Consider the following 16412-nt stretch of genomic DNA (forward strand, 5'->3'; position numbering starts at 1 on the left):
CAGGCACATTAAACGACTTCAGCATCAGGATCGGTCCGCTCCAACTCCAGAGAGGCGGCCAATAAAGCCAGACGAGCAACAACGCCATACAGATAAAAACGGTTTGGTGCTGCGCTACCGGGCTTGGCCTGCAGATCAGGCATTGAGTTTTGCTCAAAAGCCAGTGGTACGAAATGCATTCCAGGGGCATTGAGGTTTTCATCTGGTCCACGATCAGTATGAACACGATAGAAGCCACCAATGACATAACGATCAATCATATAAACCACCGGCTCCGCCACAGCTTCATTAACTTTCTCAAAGGTGTAGACACCCTCTTGGATCAATACATCGTTGACCTCAAGACCTTCCTTGATAACGCTCATTTTGTTGCGATCTTTGCGATTGAGATCTTTTAGCTGCGCAGGATCATGTACCACCATGACTCCCATGCCGTAGGTGCCAGCATCGGCTTTGACTACGACATAAGGTTTCTCTTTAATGCCGTACTCACGATATTTCTTGGCAGTCTTTTTCAGAATCTGCTCAACAGCTGTTTGTAGCTCGTCTTCACCCCTGCGCTCATGAAAGTTCACATTCTTACAGCTCGTGAAAAAGGGGCTAATCATCCAAGGATCGATATCGACCACTTTAGAAAACTTCTTCGCAACCTCTTCGTAGGCTGCAAAGTGATTTGATTTACGACGAGTCTGCCAGCCTGCGTGCAAGCCGGGCAATAAATACTGCTCATAAATATTTTCTAGAACAGGAGGAATTCCTGCAGATAAATCATTGTTGAGCAAAATGGAACAAGGATCAAAATCTTTCAAGCCGAGGCGCTGCTTCTTCAAACCCAAGCGCTCTAAAGGCTCCATCAATAAACGATTGCCGTCGGGCAACTCAATCCAAGTTGGTTTCTGAATCTCGTCTGACAAAGTACCTAAACGGACATTCAAACCTGCTTGACGCAAGATAGAAGATAAGCGAGCAATATTTTGCAGATAGAAGGTATTGCGGGTATGACGCTCCGGAATCAATAATAGATTCTTTGCTTCAGGGCAGATCTTCTCAATTGCAGCCATCGCTGCCTGAACGGCAAGAGGCAACATCTGGGGCGATAAATTATTAAATCCGCCTGGGAATAGATTGGTATCTACTGGCGCGAGCTTGAAACCCGAATTTCGGAGATCAACTGAGCAGTAAAACGGAGGGGTGTGCTCTTGCCACTCCAGCCTAAACCAGCGCTCAATTGTTGGGGTTGCTTCTAGAACCTTGGACTCGAGCTCGAGCAAGGGACCGCTAAGGGCTGTGATGAGATGTGGAACCATTTCACCATTGTAAGATTATTAAAAGAAAGACGCGGAATCCAAGGATTCCGCGCTTAAAAATCAGGCAACCTGAAGGCCGCCTGATTGAGGGGTAATGAACTAATTAAGACTCGTAAGCTGATTCTTCGTGGGAAGCAATATCCAGGCCTTCGCGCTCTTCTTCTTCCTTAACACGCAGACCAATAACCATATCGATCAACTTAAAGGCGATGAAAGAAACTACGCCAGACCAGATCAAGGTAGTAATCACGCCTTGAGCTTGGATCCACAATTGGCTGGCAATAGAGTAATCAGGGGCAACTGCATTAGCAACATAATCCCAGATACCTGTGCCACCCAATGCTGGGTCAGCAAACACACCGGTTAACAAGGCGCCCAAGATACCACCAACGCCGTGTACACCGAATACATCTAAGCTATCGTCAGAGCCCAAGATTTTCTTGAGTCCTGTTACGCCCCACAAGCAAACTACACCTGCAGCAACACCGATAGCGAGAGCACCCATTGGGCCTACAAAGCCAGCAGCTGGAGTAATAGCAACCAAACCTGCTACGCAACCAGATGCGCCACCTAACATGGATGGCTTGCCTTTGAGAATCCACTCAGCACATGACCAGCCGATAACAGCTGCAGCAGTTGCCAAATAGGTGTTAACGAAAGCCAATGCAGCACTACCGTTAGCCTCAAGAGCTGATCCAGCATTAAAGCCAAACCAACCGAACCACAAGAGTGCAGCACCAGACATAACGTAAACCAAGTTATGTGGCTTCATTGGCTCTTTGCCGTAACCCAAACGCTTACCGATAACGAAGGAGCCAACCAAACCAGCGATAGCAGCGTTGATATGAACAACGGTGCCACCAGCAAAGTCGAGAATACCCTTCTGCCACAACCAACCAGCACGAGCTGTAATAGCGTCGAGTGATGCGGCATCTTTGATGTCATCAGGACCAGGCCAGAACCAAACCATGTGTGCGATTGGCAAGTAGCTGAATGTGAACCAGAGGATCATGAAAATCAAAATTGCAGAGAACTTAGCGCGCTCAGCGAATGAACCAATGATCAAACAGCAAGTAATTGTCGCGAACACAGCTTGGAAAGCCATGAATACGTACTCAGGAATACCAACACCCTTTGAGAAGGTTGCTGCAATAGAGTCTGGAGTCAAGCCAGCCAAAAAGAGTCGATCTGTTCCACCGATGAATGCTCCGCCTTCCGTGAACGCCAAACTGTATCCATAAAGCGACCAGAGTACCGTTATCACTGAGAAGATCATGAAGCACTGCATACAAATAGACAGTACGTTTTTGCTACGTGTCAGACCGCCGTAGAACAAAGCCAAACCAGGAAGGGTCATCAACAGCACGAGTGCTGTAGAAATCAACATCCAAGCGGTATCGCCTTTGTTTACTGTGTCGGCAGGAGCCGCAGCAGCTGGAGCGGCAGCAGGCGCAGAAACAGCAGGCTTCGCTGTATCAGCAAATACTGGTGCGCTAACCATGACACCGGTTGCGCCGATAGCCATAGCCATCGCGCTACCAGCGATAAGTCGTTTCATCCAAGTTAACATTTTCAACCTCTCTTTAAAGTGCTGACGCGCCGGTTTCACCGGTACGAATGCGAATGACGTGTTCAACAGGGGAGACGAAAATCTTGCCGTCGCCAATCTTGCCAGTTTTGGCGGACTTCTCAATCGCCTCAATAGCTTTTTCTAAGATGCCATCTTCAACAGCAGCTTCGATCTTTACCTTAGGCAAAAAGTCGACAACATACTCAGCGCCACGATACAACTCTGTGTGGCCCTTTTGACGACCGAAACCTTTAACTTCAGTAACGGTAATGCCCGAAACTCCCACTTCTGAGAGAGCTTCGCGCACTTCGTCAAGCTTGAATGGCTTGATGATTGCGGTGATTAATTTCATGCGTTTCTCCGTTCAGGGAAAGAATTAGAAAGTTTTTGTCAGAGCTACAACTGCGTTACCGCGACCTTGGTTACCACCGTTAGGAGTGGCATAAATGTAAGTGCTTCCAACCTTCTGAGCACTTGTACCAGTGTAGTAAGCAGAACCAGATAAGCCACCACCGAAGTCTTTAGTCAAGCCAAGCTTCCAGTCAGCGTAGCTTGAATTCCAAGTACCGGCATATGCACCGCTATTAACAACGATGTTATTTGGTACATATTGGTAACCAACGTGTGCATTTACAGTTACGCCGAACATGCCTGTGTCATAGTTTGCTGTCAAGTCTGGGTAGAAAGACCCGCTTGAATTGTAGATACCGAAGAGGTTAGTTACTGCATAGGAAAACTTCAAGAATCCAGTTGCAGGGCCAAATGTAAAGTTTTGCGCTGCATATAACTCAGTAGTGCTGGGATTTACACCGGCAGCTTGACGTGCTGTTGGATTTGCATTAACGGTAGCACTTGACTGAATTCCTGGCAGGCCAGATGTTGAGTAGTAATACTGCAAGACGCCGACGTCAGACGCAAAACCTTCACCGATCAATTCCTTCTTGAAGCCAGCATAAAAGTCCATCTCAATTGGTGCTGATACTCCAGCGACAGTTTTTGGATTACTAGAGGCACCATAACCATCATTGATCCAGCTAATGTTCGAGTTCCAGTTACCAATATATAAACCACTCTCATGAGCGTAATCAAATCCGCCCTGAATAGCTGGTTTGTTATTGGTTTGTGTCAAGCCACGATAAATATAGTTGCTTGCGACAGTCACGTTGGCAGTGATTGGGCTGACTTCAGGCGCATCAGCTGCTGGTGCGTCTTCCGCGAATGCTGATGCACACGCCAAGCCAGTCAACAAGCCTACAGCTACTGCAGAGATTGCTTTCTTTTGTAAAGATTTCATAAAATTACTCCTACTGGTTGTAAATAAAAAAGGGGTTAATGCATATTGCATGGTGCAATCATGAGGGTTTGTCATGAGACTGAAACTTTAGAATTCACCAATTCAATGCATATGCACCAAAATGGGACATAAATTACATTGAAAACTGCCATTTAGGCCAGTTTTAGGGTCTTTTTAGGCACGGCCACCTTAAATTCCCATCCAAATTAAAATGAATCCTGTGACTTTTAAGCAACATTAACCAATTTGGGCCCTTTAGATCATGCAAAAACCCGGTGAAATCCTCGAGCAAATTCAACGTATCGCAGGTGATATGCAAAACAAAGTGAGTGAGGCGATTAAAAATTCACCGGCGCAAGAGATCGAAAAGAATGTGCGCGCCATGATGAATCAAGGTTTTCAAAAAATGGATCTGGTTACTCGCGAAGAGTTTGAATTGCAATCCAAAGTACTTGCAAAGACTCGTGAGAAATTAGAAGCACTCGAAGCTAAAGTGGCTGCCCTGGAAAAGGCTTAATCGAGTTTGAACTCTTCAAAAAACGGTGAGAATGCTTCATTCGTTAAAACTGTTTTTGGATCTTCTTTGCTAGCGCCAGTTCTTAATACAGCCAGCTGATAAATCCATACGCCATTATTTTCAACAGCACTCTCAACCCACATTACGCGCATGAGTTGATGAGTTGGATTATTTTTTTCGCTTGATGGAAATTCTAAAAAATAATTCTTTGCCGCAATACGTTGTTGATTTGCATTGCGATAGTAGCTCTCTTGAGTCACTGCATTTTGCAGATTAACCCCGGCTCTGTTCAATACATTATTTTGCAGTTGCTCCAAAATCTTTGGCAAGAACTCTACTTGCTTTCCAACCAGATGAATACTGCTAACCGAGTAGATATCGTCACCAACTTTAGCAGCTTGGAGCACCTGATGAATCTCTTGATCTTGAAACGGAAGATTTCTTTCTAGCTTATCGGGCTTCGCTGGAAATAAAGTCGAATAACTTTCTTCAGGGGCTTGAACAGTGCGCCAATTCAAGCTTGGACTGCAAGCCAGCATTCCAAACGTTAATGCAATGCTCAATAGGGCTTGAGCAATCTTTGCTCTAAACAAGCCCAGCCTCGTGAGCTTGTTGATCGGCATGATAACTAGAACGTACCATAGCGCCAACAGCCGCATGGGAGAAGCCCATCTTGTAAGCTTCTTCTTCAAAATGCTTAAAGACATCAGGGTGCACATAGCGCATGACAGGCAAGTGGTGACCTGAAGGCGCCAAGTACTGACCAATCGTAAGCATGTCAATATTGTGCTCGCGCATATCGCGCATCACTGCCAAGATTTCTTCATCGGTTTCACCGAGACCCACCATCAGACCACTCTTAGTGGGAATATGGGGGAAGCGAGCCTTGAAATCTTTTAATAACTTTAGCGAGTGTAAATAGTCTGCGCCAGGACGCGCTTCCTTGTATAGACGAGGAACTGTTTCTAAATTGTGATTCATCACGTCAGGCAGACCCATGGGCGCATGCTCTGAAAAAATATCCAGGGCTTTATCTAGGCGCCCCCGAAAGTCTGGCACCAACACTTCAATGCGGGTCTTCGGTGAGAGCGCTCTACTTTGAGTAATGCAGTCAACATAATGCATCGCACCACCATCACGTAGATCATCACGATCCACGCTAGTAATCACGACGTAGTTGAGCTTGAGTGCAGCAATCGTCCTAGCTAAATTGTGAGGCTCTTTCTGGTCAAGTGGATCCGGCCTTCCATGACCGACATCACAAAATGGGCAACGGCGTGTGCACTTATCACCCATGATCATGAAAGTTGCAGTACCTTTACCAAAGCACTCGCCAATATTCGGACAGCTCGCTTCTTCGCAAACGGTTACCAACTCGTTCTCACGTAAAATCTTTTTGATCTCTGAAAAACGAGAATTGCCAGAGGCTGCCTTAACTCGAATCCAATCTGGCTTTTTTAGCATCTGCTCGAGCGGGACAATCTTGATCGGAATACGCGCCGTCTTCTCGCTCGACTTTTGCTTGCGAGAGGCGTCATAGTTCAGATCTTTGCGCTCTTCAATCTGGGGGTCGTTTTTATTGGTAGTCATTGATGAAGTCATTACTTCTGTAGGTGTCGCTTTAAGTTCTCCACTAACTTTTGGGAAACATTCTCTATATTGTCCTTGATCCCTAAGGTTTGCATATCCACTGTCCGCAAACCCTCATATCCACAAGGGTGGATACGGCCAAAAGCCGCCAAATCAGTCGATACATTTAAGGCTAAGCCATGATAAGAATAGCTTTTGGAGACTTTCAGACCCAAGGCAGCAATCTTCGCGCCTACCCACTCCTGTGGCACTTTTTCTTGCGCTGCTATATAGATACCGGGGGCGCCTGCCTGGCGCTCTGCTTGCAGTCCATATTCAGCCAGGGTATCCATCAGGGCTTGCTCAATCCTCGAGACTAGCTCTTTCACAAATATCCCAAGACGCTTCAGATCCAGAAGTAAATAGATCACGATTTGCCCAGGGCCATGATAGGTAATCTCACCACCTCGATCGACTTCAACCAGAGGTATATCAGCACTAGGCGAATGCAGGTTCTGTGGATCACCCGCGAGACCTAAAGTAAAGACAGGGTGATGCTCTAGCACCCAAATCTCATCAGAAGCATCGGCTGTTCGTTTCTGGGTAAATTCACGCATCGCTTCATAGGTTGCGGAATAGTCTACTAAGCCCAATTGCTTTACAAGAATACGCATTGATAAGATTAATTGCCGGTACTTGGCTCTTACAACACCATACTCACGAGGGGATGGGTTGATAGCGTTCTATATAACTCATCGAGTTGCTCACGACTTGTTGCATTAATAGGCAAAGTAATACCTAGGTAATTACCATCCTTAGAAGGCCTTTGCTCAACCTTGCTCTCATCAAAAATGGGGTCGAATTGTTTAGCGATGTGAATAATCGCTGGCAAATATTCAGGAACTGATTTACCCATCACCTTAATCGGAAAAACAGATGGGTATTCAATCAGGGATTTTTCTTCAGCCATTATTGACTCCGGTGATCAGGCATACCTAACCAGGCGCCTGTAATGATGTTACGAATCAAGTGAAGGCGCCGATGAAAAAAATGATCTGCTCCAGGAACCACTTGGACAATGAGCTCTTGAGGGCGCGCCCAATTTAAAACATCGATTAGGGGGATCGTTTCATCTAACTCGCCATGAATCAAAATCGTATCCGCCGGGACAGGAGCTAGCTCCCATTTGCCCGCAGCACTACCCACCATCACCAGGCGCTCGGCCGGACGCCCCAAGTCAATGAGTCGTTGGATTAAATGGCTACCTACAAAGCTCCCAAAGGAAAAGCCTGACACCACAAAAGGCAAATCATTCGCAGCGTTTACCCAATTCTGAGCTTGCGTCACTGGAAGGTTTGCCCAAGAAGATGGGGTTCGCATCCAGTCACTAATATGCAACAGGTCTTCCAGCTCACCGCGACCATCATCATGCACGCCAGCCGTTTCACCAACCCCCCGAAAGTTTGGGCGGACGCTAACATAGCCGAGCTGATTGAAGGCGCGCGCCATCGTTTGCGCAACCTTGTTGTCCATTGTGCCGCCCAGTAAGGGGTGAGGGTGTGCCACCAAAGCCAAGCCCCTGACAGGAAATGCGGGGTCAACTTTGAGCTCATCAGGCAGATCAATCGAGATTTGAATCGGACCAACAAGGCCGGCAATCGTCATCACTTGGGTGCGACTATTCATAAAAATATTCTTTAAATTAATTGCAAACGTTCAACTACACGTCCTTCAATTAGATGAGACTGAATGACCTCTTCAACATCTTCAGTATCTACAAAGGTGTACCAAATTCCTTCTGGATAAACGACCATCACAGGACCATCATTGCAACGGTCTAGGCAGCCGGCTTTATTCACACGAATCTTTCCAGGCCCGGCTAAGCCCAATTCTTTTACTCGGTTTTTGGCATATTCAAATAGTGCGAATGCATTGTGTTGAGCACAACAATTGTCACCGTTGCTACGCTCATTGAGACAAAAAAATAGATGGTGTGAGAAGCTCATAAGAAATTATATCGATCAATATTTCAGGCGAATGCTCAATTTATCCCACAATAGCCAAACTAAGGCTAGGGGTAGCCATGCTATGGAGACCCATTGCATTAAATCATTAAAGTGCAGTAAGCGTCCTTGATACCAATGGCGCAAGGTCAAAATAAAATAGGGGTTATCAGGTAATACATACATTGCTAAAGAACTCCCGAGTAAGCAGACCAAAGCCAGCCACGTTTTGAGAACTTTCGGTAACTGCAATGCCCATTTCAAAGTTACGCTAGCGATCAGCATCCCCCAGAGTGCGCCATCGGTCAACCAAAGCAAGCTGTACTCAGCGCCAAACTGTAAGGCGGTGAAGAGCGTCTTAATGAGAATAGTCAGCAATAGCAAGCCATTGAGGATGCGCCACTGTGGCGCCTTTGGTCTCATCCCCAGGGAAAGGAGTAAAGCAGCGCCCAGCCAGCAGATTGAGGTAATCAATGTCTCCTGCAAAAAATGGTTAACCACCGTCGTGCCCCAATCAATCGAGCCAAAAATGGCTTGCCCCCATACCCCAGTACCCAGCCAAGAGCTTTGCGGGTAAATCTGAGCCCAAGGAAAAAGCAGCAGTAAGGCACAAGCAATCCAATTCAGACCAAACCATTGGTCAAAACATCGCCTAATGACGCTTCCGGAAAGCCATTCTGGCCCCAAGGGGATAGCTAGCAAGCCTCCCAAGACACCACCCAGGATATTTGCCCACCAATCCATCTGACTCGGAATACGGGTCGGCAACCAGGTTTGAAGAGATTCCACGAGGAATGCCAATCCAGCGCTAGCCAAGAGCGCTAATCCCAAGGCTACAAAATTGCGCCAACGTGGATAGGCAGCAAAAACCAGCAAAAATCCCAGCGGGATATAAGCCAGGATATTGACCGAAACATCAAAGAGGGTAATGAATCGGGGTAATGGGGCATCCAACCAGGCCCAGGGGGCTAGGCTAGTTTCAAAGTCAAAATCAAAGGGATTCAGGCTCACATACAGAATTAATAGTGCATAGGCCAAACTCAATACCCTAGCCATAGGCATGGCCTGTACTGGCCAAACCAACTTCCGGGGTCTTTGATCTTGAGCTTGCATTCCCCCAATTCTAGGCTAGACCTTTCTACAATAGCCTAATGAGTAGCCATTGCATCCTTGAACGCGTCGCAGAGACCGAATCCACTAATGATGATCTTATGGCGCGCTGGCGTGCTGGTGAGTTAATTGATCCAATTGCGCGTCTGGCTCAACATCAGACCGCCGGCAAAGGTAGAGCAGGGAGATCTTGGTTAGCCAGTCCAAAGGATTCACTATGTTTTTCCTTGGCATACCCCTTCCACAGAAAACTCGCAGACCTCTCTGGTTTGAGCCTACTGGTCGGATTAGCAGCAATCTCAGGGATTTCGAAAGCACTAAATCTTTCAGAAGATATTCTCTACCAAAGGGGATTACGCCTCAAATGGCCAAACGATTTATTGCTAAATCAAGGAAAGCTAGGCGGCATTTTGATTGAAGGTGGTCAAACAAAAATCGGTGATCCAAGCTGGATGATTATTGGCATTGGGATCAATCTACAAAATGCGCATGCTTTTAATGAGGCATTGCAGCAAGAATATCCCATTACCGCATTAGATCAACTCCTCAATCCGCAAGAAACAGTGCCCGATGCAGAATGGATTTGGTTAAAAATGGTTGAGGAATTGGAATTTGTACTGTCTTATTTTGATCAAGCAGGTTTTAGCCAATATCAAAAACTTTGGATGCATTGGGATGCTTACCAAAATCATCCTGTCCGCATTACTGGAGCAGGCCAAGAAGTGATTGAGGGCATTGCGCGAGGAATCGATGCTTCTGGCGCTCTTAGATTAGAGACTGAAGAAAAAATGATCAGCATTCATGCGGGAGATGTTTCCTTGAGGATTACAAAATGAGTCTCTACTTATTGTTTGATATTGGCAATACCCGAATGAAATGGGCTGCGATTGAATCCACTCATAATCCCTCTGATCGTCAGAAAAAATTATGGGCTTACTCTGGTTCAATCAGTAGTAAATCTTTAGAGTCTGCTGAACATCGGGCTGAACTTGCTGACTACATTGCTAAGACCCTTCCCAAACCTGATGCCATTGCTTTTGCTTGCGTCGCCGGCGACAAAGCAATCGCCAATCTGAAAACGCTGTTTCCGCAATGGGATGATCTGGTCTGGCAAGAACTCACTGGCAACACTACATTCAATGGAATGCGGACGCTGTATCAAGAGCCTAAGAAGCTTGGGGCAGACCGCTGGGCTGGCCTCATCGGTGCTCGCGCACTATCCAGCGCCAATACTTTAGTGGTCAATAGTGGAACGGCAACGACGATTGATTTACTGGGAGCGAATGGCATACATTACGGCGGCTGGATTCTGCCAGGCTTAGATTTGATGCAATCCGGGCTGCAAGTAAATACTGCTCAGCTACCTCTAGCTATTCGTTCAGCCGAGCACTCCGGCTTTGGACTCAATACAAATGATGCAATCATTTCTGGCTGTGATGCAGCACAGCTTGGCGCAATTGAATATGCTGCACAGATTGCTAAGTCAATCAATCATCCAATTGAGCGGATTTATTTAGATGGCGGTAATGCCAAAATTTTGCATCAAGCGATTCAAAAAGGCTTAACGCCAAGCTTAGGCCTTGTTGAATGCGTTGATGGTTTGGTACTGCGCGGACTATGGTCCTGGCTACTGCAGTCTCAAAAGTCTTAAGACCGAATACGCCCTAATAAGGTAGTGGTTGAGCGCTCATACACGAAAGGGATCGCAATCGCTTTGCCACCCCAAGTCTTAACCAGTTTTGTCTCATCGAGCGTATCAATTTCATAATCACCGCCCTTGACATAAATATCGGGACGAATCTGCTCAATGAGCTTCACAGGGGTTTTCTCAGTAAAGATCACTACCAGATCTACGCTTTCTAATGCTGCTAATAAGGCTAAGCGATCGGCTTCACTGTTAATCGGACGATCATCGCCTTTGCCCAACATCTTGACAGAGGCATCTGAGTTGACTCCAACCACCAAACTAGCGCCCAAGGATTTTGCTTGCGCAAGGTAGCTTGCATGGCCGCGGTGAAGAATATCGAAAACCCCATTAGTAAAAACCAGAGATCTGGGCAATTGTGCAATCCGCTCGTGTAACTGCTCAGGCGGGCAGATTTTTTCCTCAAAAGATGGCATTGGCAGCGAAGTCATGACTCAATATTAAAGGCTTTTGATACTGTCAAACGACATTCCCCAGAATGTCTTAGACTTGCACACCTAGACACCTTATTTACAGGCGCACCATGACCCGATTTCATAGATTAATAGCACTTCTGAGCATGACTCCATTTTTACTAGGATTAGGCATGGATTCCGTTAAAGCTGCGCCAGCAAGTTGCAGCCCCTTGCTTTCTCATACCTTCCCTCGCCTTCAGGACGAAGCGCCTCAAAATCTTTGCCAATACCAAGGCAAGGTGCTATTGGTCGTCAATACTGCCAGCTACTGTGGCTTTACGGGTCAATACGAAGACTTAGAGAAGATTTATGCCAAATATAAGGATCAAGGCTTTGTCGTTTTAGGATTCCCATCGAATGATTTTGGCCAGCAAGAACCGGGCAGTAATAAAGAGATTGCCGACTTTTGTAAAAATACCTACGATGTCAAATTTCCGATGTTTGCCAAGAGCTCTGTGAGCGGCTCAACTGCGAATCCTTTGTTCAAAATGCTAATCGCTAAAACTGGTACAACTCCTAAATGGAATTTCTATAAATACTTAATCGATCGTAATGGCAATGTTGTAGATTCTTTTGGGAGCATGACCAAGCCAACAAGTAGCAGTGTGCTTGATGAAATCCAAAAGCTATTAGGGGAAAAGGTTCAGTGAGTAAAAAAAGAATTGCCATCATTGGCGCGGGTATTTCTGGGCTTGGTTGCGCCTATGCATTAAGACAGTGTCCTGAGACTGAAATTACCCTCTATGAAGGCGGCGATCATATTGGCGGCCATAGCAATACGGTAGATTTTTCTTTAGATACGCCAAGCGGCAAAATTCAATATGGCATTGATACTGGTTTCTTAGTTTTTAATCGCAAAACCTATCCTCGCTTACTGCGCTTATTTGAGCAAATCAAAGCACCGATCGCGAATTCTGAGATGTCTTTTTCTGTTTCGATCTCGCCCGATGATCAACACCGCGGTGACCGCAAGATTGAATGGGCTGGCAATGATCTCAATTCCTTTTTTGGACAAAGAGCAAACCTATTCTCTAGATCATTCTGGACAATGGCTTTCGATATTTTGCGCTTTAATCGTCTTGCCACTAAGTTGGCTCAGAAACAAATTCTTGCTGGGCAAGAATATGCAGAACCCGATGAGCCTATCGCTGATTTTTTAAATCGCAATCGCTTCAGCCAAAGCTTTAGAGAGAATTATTTTCTTCCGATGATTGGTGCGATCTGGTCTTGCTCGGTTGAGCAAATGCTGGAGTTCCCAATTCAAACGATGGTGCGCTTCTGTCATAACCATGGACTATTACAAATCCAGAATCGCCCTCAGTGGCTTACAGTCCAGGGTGGATCGAGAGAATATGTAAAGCGTATCGTAGCTGTGCTCGAGCAGCATCAAGTAAAAATTCAGCGGGAAGCAGTGATTCAAGTCAATGCTAGTCAAGATGGTGATTCGCCAGTCGAAGTCATCAGTTTAAATGGCAGCGCTCTATTTGATGAAGTGGTGATGGCCTGCCATAGTGATCAAAGTTTGGAACTCGTCAAAGGGATCGATCAGACTGCACAAAACATTTTGGCTGCCATTCCTTATCAAAAGAACCGCGCCTTTTTGCACACGGATCAGCATTTCCTACCCAAAACACAACGCTGTTGGGCAGCCTGGAATTACACCGCGAAATCTGGCGCAGCACCTTCTTCAAAGAAACACGTGAGCGTGAATTACCTCATCAATCGTTTGCAGCCTTTGCCTGATGCACTTAAAAATACACCCATCATTGTCAGCCTCAACCCATCGACTGATCCGGATCCTCGATTGGTACATTCAGAGATTGAATACTCCCATCCCGTTTTTGATATGGCAGCCATTCAGGCGCAAAAGCAATTACCGTTGATTCAAGGAAATAATGGAATTTGGTATTGCGGTGCATGGACTGGCTTTGGCTTTCATGAAGATGGCTTGCGCTCGGGTGAACTGGTTGCAGAAGACTTACTTGAAAATATTCACTCGCCCTCACAATCTCGTCGGACCCAAGACGCCCAATAAATGAATCAAGCCAAGATCAATTTTGGATTAGTTCAACATCGTCGTTTTAGACCAGCTCAAAATGCGTTTTCTTATGGAGTCTTTACGCTATCTATACCGATGCGCTCCAGAAAACAAGCGCCCCAACTGTTAAGCAAGCATGGGGTTAGCGATAACCAAGCCGGATTATTTGCTTTTCATGATCGAGATCATGGCCTAGGAGGCAGCTGCTCCCTCCAATGGATTGAAAAAATTCTAGAGGTAAATCACATTCCAAATGTTGATGGCGAAATCTGGCTGCAAACCTTCCCCAGAATATTGGGCTACGTTTTTAATCCTGTCAGTTTTTGGCTATGCACTCGCGCCAATGGTGAAGTTCAAGCAGTTCTGGCAGAGGTGAATAATACTTTTGGCGAGCGACATTGCTATCTTCTATTTAAGGATTCTGGTGAACCTCTCTGCTCCGGGGAGACCCTGCTCTCTCAGAAAGTCTTTCATGTTTCTCCATTTTGCTCGGTGAGCGGCGAATACCACTTCCGCTTTCTCTTTCCTAACGATAGCAATAGCAAACATCACTCCCTATACCGTATTGAATTGCATGACGATGGCTTGCCCTTAATCAATACCAGCATCAGCGGGGAGGCTCGCGAGCTGAGTCGAAAAATGCTTTACATAGCATTCTTGCGTTATCCTTTAATGAGCTTAGGTGTAATTTTTAGGATTCACTGGCAAGCATTGAAGTTGTGGCTTAAAGGCGTTCCTTTTCACTCAAAACCCAAACCTCCTGAACTTGAAGTTAGTAGATGAATCGTCCTGGTCAATCCCTTCTCTCTCGTCTGAGCTTCTCGCGTCCTGAGAGAAAAAATAACAAGCCCCATCAGGGAGGCTTTGCTGCAAGCTCATTACTGAAGCTTCTAGAAAAGCTCCAGACTGGGTTTTTGGTGATGCGCCTTCCGGATGGCAGCACTCGCCAATTTGGATCATCGTCGGACATCCTGCATGCTGAAATTCAAATTCTGGATTGGTCTGTATTTAAGGCCACCCTTTCTCATGGCGATATTGGTTTTGCCGAAAGCTATATCAAGGGTCACTGGGATACACCAGATTTAAAAGCAATACTAGATTTGGCTGTTTGTAACCGTGCTTTACTAGAAAAAGTGATCTACGGTAGCTGGTACGGATCTCTGTTTTATCGCATCAAACATTTTCTGCGCGATAACACCAAATCAGGTAGCCGAAAAAATATTCATGCTCATTACGATCTTGGAAATGCCTTCTACACGCTTTGGCTCGATCCAACCATGAGCTATTCCAGCGCATGGTTTGCAAATGACGACAAACAAACATTAGCTAGCGCCCAAAAAGCCAAGATTAAGCGCATTCTTCAATCTCTTAATATCAAGCCCAATAGCGAAATCTTAGAAATTGGCTGTGGCTGGGGTGGCTTTATGGAAGAAGCCATTCATGCAGGCATGAATGTCATCGGGCTGACGCTATCAACTGAACAAAAGCGCTTCGCAGAAGAAAGACTGAAAAACCTTGGTAGTCAGAATCAGTTTGAAGTCCATCTTCAGGACTATCGAGACTGCAAAGAGCGATTTGACGGTATTGCCTCGATTGAAATGTTCGAAGCAGTTGGCGAGAATCACTGGCCTGAATATTTTCAAACGATTGCGGATTGCCTCAAGGTAGGTGGTAAAGCCTGTATACAGACAATTGTGATTGCTGACGAACTCTTTGCACGCTACCGCAATAGCACAGACTTTATCCAGCAATATGTTTTCCCGGGCGGAATGCTGCCATCGCGTTCAGTATTTAAATCCTATGCTGAAAAGGCAGGGTTGAAAATTGAATCTGAATTTGCATTTGGTCTGGACTATGCAAAAACACTTTGTATTTGGCGCGATAGCTTTAATGGCAAGCTACAAGAGGTAAGACGTCTTGGGTTTGATGAAGCATTTATTCGCTTATGGAATTTCTACTTAATGTACTGTGCGGCAGGTTTTGCTCAGGGCAGTATTGACGTCATTCAATTCACACTCAGCCATCAATCCGGGTTAAAAGCCCAAGGGGCCCCTCACTGATGAAGCAAAAAGGCATTGAGCAATTCGCAGGTAAACGAGTCTGGGTCATTGGGGCTTCTAGCGGAATTGGTGAAGCCTGCGCCAAGGCCTTACTTTCACAATCCGCCAAAGTCGCCTTATCTAGTCGTCGTGTTGAGCGACTGAATACGATTGCAGCGGAATATTCCCAATCTCAGAGCTTGGTTCTTCCTCTAGATGTTACTAATACAGAGCAAATGCAAGCTGCCTATCAAACCATCTCGAATCAATGGGGAGGAATTGATTTACTCCTCTTTGTTTCGGGCCTATATATTCCACTAAGAGCGGATCAATTTGGGATAGATGCTGCTGAAAAAACAATCGATGCGAATTTACTAGGCCCGATGAGGGCCGTATCGATTGTCTTACCTGCTATGCTCAAGGCACATGATGGACATATCGCAATTGTGGGGAGTGTAGCGGGCTATAGTGGCTTACCTAAAGCACTAGCTTATGGTCCAAGTAAAGCGGGCATCATCAATTTTTGCGAGACCCTCTATTACGACTTGCTTCCTGATGGAGTGAGCGTGCATATGATTTCCCCTGGATTTGTCGCTACCGAGGCTACAGCCCAAAATGATTTCGAAATGCCTGCACTCATCACTGCTGAAAAGGCTGCCCAAGAAATCTTATCTGGCATTCAAAAGGGGGAGTTTGACATTCACTTCCCAAAGCAATTCTCAGGTTTTTTGAAGTTCCTCAGAATTTTGCCCTACCCTATTTACTTTTGGATCGTCAGACGCTTCGTGAAGATTTAATATCACCT

The 16412-nt window shown here is 45.9% G+C and carries 20 protein-coding genes; 8 read left to right on the top strand and 12 right to left on the bottom strand.

Annotation, left to right across the window (positions count from 1 at the left end; all coding sequences use genetic code 11):
* Nucleotides 1-8 precede the first annotated feature (8 nt).
* From gshA to AOC06_RS08170, 4 genes are all read right to left on the bottom strand, one after another.
* Nucleotides 9-1307, bottom strand: coding sequence for a glutamate--cysteine ligase (gshA, locus tag AOC06_RS08155; protein WP_215380099.1), 1299 nt, complete (start codon nucleotides 1305-1307; stop codon nucleotides 9-11).
* 103 nt (nucleotides 1308-1410) lie between these two features.
* Nucleotides 1411-2877, bottom strand: a complete 1467-nt coding sequence (locus tag AOC06_RS08160; RefSeq protein WP_215272747.1) for an ammonium transporter — start codon at nucleotides 2875-2877, stop codon at nucleotides 1411-1413.
* 13 nt (nucleotides 2878-2890) lie between these two features.
* Nucleotides 2891-3229 (bottom strand): P-II family nitrogen regulator, encoded by a 339-nt coding sequence (locus AOC06_RS08165; RefSeq protein WP_112205519.1) that lies wholly within the window; start codon nucleotides 3227-3229, stop codon nucleotides 2891-2893.
* Between the two features lie 24 nt (nucleotides 3230-3253).
* Nucleotides 3254-4171, bottom strand: a complete 918-nt coding sequence (locus AOC06_RS08170) for a TorF family putative porin (RefSeq protein WP_215288664.1) — start codon at nucleotides 4169-4171, stop codon at nucleotides 3254-3256.
* A 262-nt stretch (nucleotides 4172-4433) separates the two neighbouring features.
* On the opposite strand from AOC06_RS08170, the gene AOC06_RS08175 reads away from it, so the two are divergent.
* Nucleotides 4434-4688 (top strand): accessory factor UbiK family protein, encoded by a 255-nt coding sequence (locus tag AOC06_RS08175; RefSeq protein WP_215380101.1) that lies wholly within the window; start codon nucleotides 4434-4436, stop codon nucleotides 4686-4688.
* On the opposite strand, the gene AOC06_RS08180 is transcribed toward AOC06_RS08175, so the two are convergent.
* Genes AOC06_RS08180 through AOC06_RS08210 form a run of 7 tightly spaced genes read right to left on the bottom strand, consistent with a single transcriptional unit; the run spans nucleotide 4685 to nucleotide 9373 of the window.
* On the bottom strand, nucleotides 4685-5311 hold the full coding sequence (locus AOC06_RS08180; RefSeq protein WP_215380103.1) for a hypothetical protein: 627 nt from the start codon (nucleotides 5309-5311) through the stop codon (nucleotides 4685-4687). The genes AOC06_RS08175 and AOC06_RS08180 overlap by 4 nt on opposite strands.
* The gene (gene lipA / locus AOC06_RS08185; RefSeq protein ID WP_215380104.1) at nucleotides 5274-6278 is read right to left on the bottom strand and encodes a lipoyl synthase; all 1005 of its coding nucleotides are present in this window, start codon (nucleotides 6276-6278) and stop codon (nucleotides 5274-5276) included. The genes AOC06_RS08180 and lipA overlap by 38 nt, the downstream gene beginning before the upstream one ends.
* 11 nt (nucleotides 6279-6289) lie before the next feature.
* On the bottom strand, nucleotides 6290-6931 hold the full coding sequence (lipB, locus tag AOC06_RS08190; RefSeq protein ID WP_215380106.1) for a lipoyl(octanoyl) transferase LipB: 642 nt from the start codon (nucleotides 6929-6931) through the stop codon (nucleotides 6290-6292).
* A gap of 29 nt (nucleotides 6932-6960) precedes the next feature.
* Nucleotides 6961-7227 (bottom strand): YbeD family protein, encoded by a 267-nt coding sequence (locus tag AOC06_RS08195; RefSeq protein ID WP_215336457.1) that lies wholly within the window; start codon nucleotides 7225-7227, stop codon nucleotides 6961-6963.
* Entirely contained in the window at nucleotides 7227-7943 is a 717-nt protein-coding gene (locus AOC06_RS08200) for an alpha/beta hydrolase (protein WP_215380108.1), read from the bottom strand. Before AOC06_RS08200 ends, AOC06_RS08195 begins: the two co-directional genes overlap by 1 nt.
* A gap of 11 nt (nucleotides 7944-7954) precedes the next feature.
* Nucleotides 7955-8263 carry a (2Fe-2S) ferredoxin domain-containing protein gene (locus tag AOC06_RS08205; protein WP_215336461.1) on the bottom strand — a complete coding sequence of 103 codons (309 nt, stop codon included), beginning with the start codon at nucleotides 8261-8263 and terminating at the stop codon, nucleotides 7955-7957.
* Nucleotides 8264-8278: 15 nt separating this feature from the next.
* Complete coding sequence (locus tag AOC06_RS08210) at nucleotides 8279-9373, bottom strand: VanZ family protein (protein ID WP_215380110.1); 1095 nt, start codon at nucleotides 9371-9373, stop codon at nucleotides 8279-8281.
* A gap of 38 nt (nucleotides 9374-9411) precedes the next feature.
* Here AOC06_RS08210 and AOC06_RS08215 point away from each other — a divergent pair, with 38 nt between their 5' ends.
* Nucleotides 9412-10206 (top strand): biotin--[acetyl-CoA-carboxylase] ligase, encoded by a 795-nt coding sequence (locus AOC06_RS08215; RefSeq protein ID WP_215380112.1) that lies wholly within the window; start codon nucleotides 9412-9414, stop codon nucleotides 10204-10206.
* Entirely contained in the window at nucleotides 10203-11021 is an 819-nt protein-coding gene (locus AOC06_RS08220) for a type III pantothenate kinase (RefSeq protein WP_215380114.1), read from the top strand. The genes AOC06_RS08215 and AOC06_RS08220 overlap by 4 nt, the downstream gene beginning before the upstream one ends.
* Here AOC06_RS08220 and rfaE2 read toward each other — a convergent pair.
* On the bottom strand, nucleotides 11018-11506 hold the full coding sequence (rfaE2, locus tag AOC06_RS08225) for a D-glycero-beta-D-manno-heptose 1-phosphate adenylyltransferase (RefSeq protein WP_215380117.1): 489 nt from the start codon (nucleotides 11504-11506) through the stop codon (nucleotides 11018-11020). The genes AOC06_RS08220 and rfaE2 overlap by 4 nt on opposite strands.
* Nucleotides 11507-11661: 155 nt before the next feature.
* Here rfaE2 and AOC06_RS08230 point away from each other — a divergent pair, with 155 nt between their 5' ends.
* The 5 genes from AOC06_RS08230 to AOC06_RS08250 are packed head-to-tail and all read left to right on the top strand — an operon-like array spanning nucleotide 11662 to nucleotide 16404.
* Nucleotides 11662-12180 carry a glutathione peroxidase gene (locus AOC06_RS08230; RefSeq protein ID WP_215380119.1) on the top strand — a complete coding sequence of 173 codons (519 nt, stop codon included), beginning with the start codon at nucleotides 11662-11664 and terminating at the stop codon, nucleotides 12178-12180.
* Entirely contained in the window at nucleotides 12177-13565 is a 1389-nt protein-coding gene (locus tag AOC06_RS08235) for an NAD(P)/FAD-dependent oxidoreductase (protein ID WP_215380121.1), read from the top strand. Before AOC06_RS08230 ends, AOC06_RS08235 begins: the two co-directional genes overlap by 4 nt.
* Nucleotides 13566-14351, top strand: coding sequence for a DUF1365 domain-containing protein (locus tag AOC06_RS08240; RefSeq protein WP_215380123.1), 786 nt, complete (start codon nucleotides 13566-13568; stop codon nucleotides 14349-14351).
* Nucleotides 14348-15628: an SAM-dependent methyltransferase gene (locus tag AOC06_RS08245; protein ID WP_215380125.1), complete on the top strand. Its 1281-nt coding sequence runs from the start codon at nucleotides 14348-14350 to the stop codon at nucleotides 15626-15628. Before AOC06_RS08240 ends, AOC06_RS08245 begins: the two co-directional genes overlap by 4 nt.
* On the top strand, nucleotides 15628-16404 hold the full coding sequence (locus tag AOC06_RS08250) for an SDR family NAD(P)-dependent oxidoreductase (RefSeq protein WP_215380126.1): 777 nt from the start codon (nucleotides 15628-15630) through the stop codon (nucleotides 16402-16404). The genes AOC06_RS08245 and AOC06_RS08250 overlap by 1 nt, the downstream gene beginning before the upstream one ends.
* Nucleotides 16405-16412 lie beyond the last annotated feature (8 nt).

The organism is Polynucleobacter paludilacus (genome assembly GCF_018687595.1).
In the GTDB taxonomy this organism is placed as follows: Bacteria; Pseudomonadota; Gammaproteobacteria; order Burkholderiales; family Burkholderiaceae; genus Polynucleobacter; species Polynucleobacter paludilacus.

What these genes read in the sequence shown, in the direction of transcription:
- AOC06_RS08240 (WP_215380123.1), top strand. Translation starts at nt 13,566, where the DNA reads ATGAATCAAGCCAAGATCAATTTTGGATTAGTTCAACATCGTCGTTTT.
- rfaE2 (WP_215380117.1), bottom strand. Translation starts at nt 11,506, where the DNA reads ATGACTTCGCTGCCAATGCCATCTTTTGAGGAAAAAATCTGCCCGCCT.
- AOC06_RS08165 (WP_112205519.1), bottom strand. Translation starts at nt 3,229, where the DNA reads ATGAAATTAATCACCGCAATCATCAAGCCATTCAAGCTTGACGAAGTG.
- lipB (WP_215380106.1), bottom strand. Translation starts at nt 6,931, where the DNA reads ATGCGTATTCTTGTAAAGCAATTGGGCTTAGTAGACTATTCCGCAACC.
- AOC06_RS08180 (WP_215380103.1), bottom strand. Translation starts at nt 5,311, where the DNA reads ATGCCGATCAACAAGCTCACGAGGCTGGGCTTGTTTAGAGCAAAGATT.
- AOC06_RS08215 (WP_215380112.1), top strand. Translation starts at nt 9,412, where the DNA reads ATGAGTAGCCATTGCATCCTTGAACGCGTCGCAGAGACCGAATCCACT.
- AOC06_RS08160 (WP_215272747.1), bottom strand. Translation starts at nt 2,877, where the DNA reads ATGTTAACTTGGATGAAACGACTTATCGCTGGTAGCGCGATGGCTATG.
- AOC06_RS08175 (WP_215380101.1), top strand. Translation starts at nt 4,434, where the DNA reads ATGCAAAAACCCGGTGAAATCCTCGAGCAAATTCAACGTATCGCAGGT.
- AOC06_RS08250 (WP_215380126.1), top strand. Translation starts at nt 15,628, where the DNA reads ATGAAGCAAAAAGGCATTGAGCAATTCGCAGGTAAACGAGTCTGGGTC.
- lipA (WP_215380104.1), bottom strand. Translation starts at nt 6,278, where the DNA reads ATGACTACCAATAAAAACGACCCCCAGATTGAAGAGCGCAAAGATCTG.
- AOC06_RS08200 (WP_215380108.1), bottom strand. Translation starts at nt 7,943, where the DNA reads ATGAATAGTCGCACCCAAGTGATGACGATTGCCGGCCTTGTTGGTCCG.
- AOC06_RS08245 (WP_215380125.1), top strand. Translation starts at nt 14,348, where the DNA reads ATGAATCGTCCTGGTCAATCCCTTCTCTCTCGTCTGAGCTTCTCGCGT.
- AOC06_RS08195 (WP_215336457.1), bottom strand. Translation starts at nt 7,227, where the DNA reads ATGGCTGAAGAAAAATCCCTGATTGAATACCCATCTGTTTTTCCGATT.
- AOC06_RS08210 (WP_215380110.1), bottom strand. Translation starts at nt 9,373, where the DNA reads ATGCAAGCTCAAGATCAAAGACCCCGGAAGTTGGTTTGGCCAGTACAG.
- AOC06_RS08220 (WP_215380114.1), top strand. Translation starts at nt 10,203, where the DNA reads ATGAGTCTCTACTTATTGTTTGATATTGGCAATACCCGAATGAAATGG.
- AOC06_RS08205 (WP_215336461.1), bottom strand. Translation starts at nt 8,263, where the DNA reads ATGAGCTTCTCACACCATCTATTTTTTTGTCTCAATGAGCGTAGCAAC.
- AOC06_RS08230 (WP_215380119.1), top strand. Translation starts at nt 11,662, where the DNA reads ATGGATTCCGTTAAAGCTGCGCCAGCAAGTTGCAGCCCCTTGCTTTCT.
- gshA (WP_215380099.1), bottom strand. Translation starts at nt 1,307, where the DNA reads ATGGTTCCACATCTCATCACAGCCCTTAGCGGTCCCTTGCTCGAGCTC.
- AOC06_RS08170 (WP_215288664.1), bottom strand. Translation starts at nt 4,171, where the DNA reads ATGAAATCTTTACAAAAGAAAGCAATCTCTGCAGTAGCTGTAGGCTTG.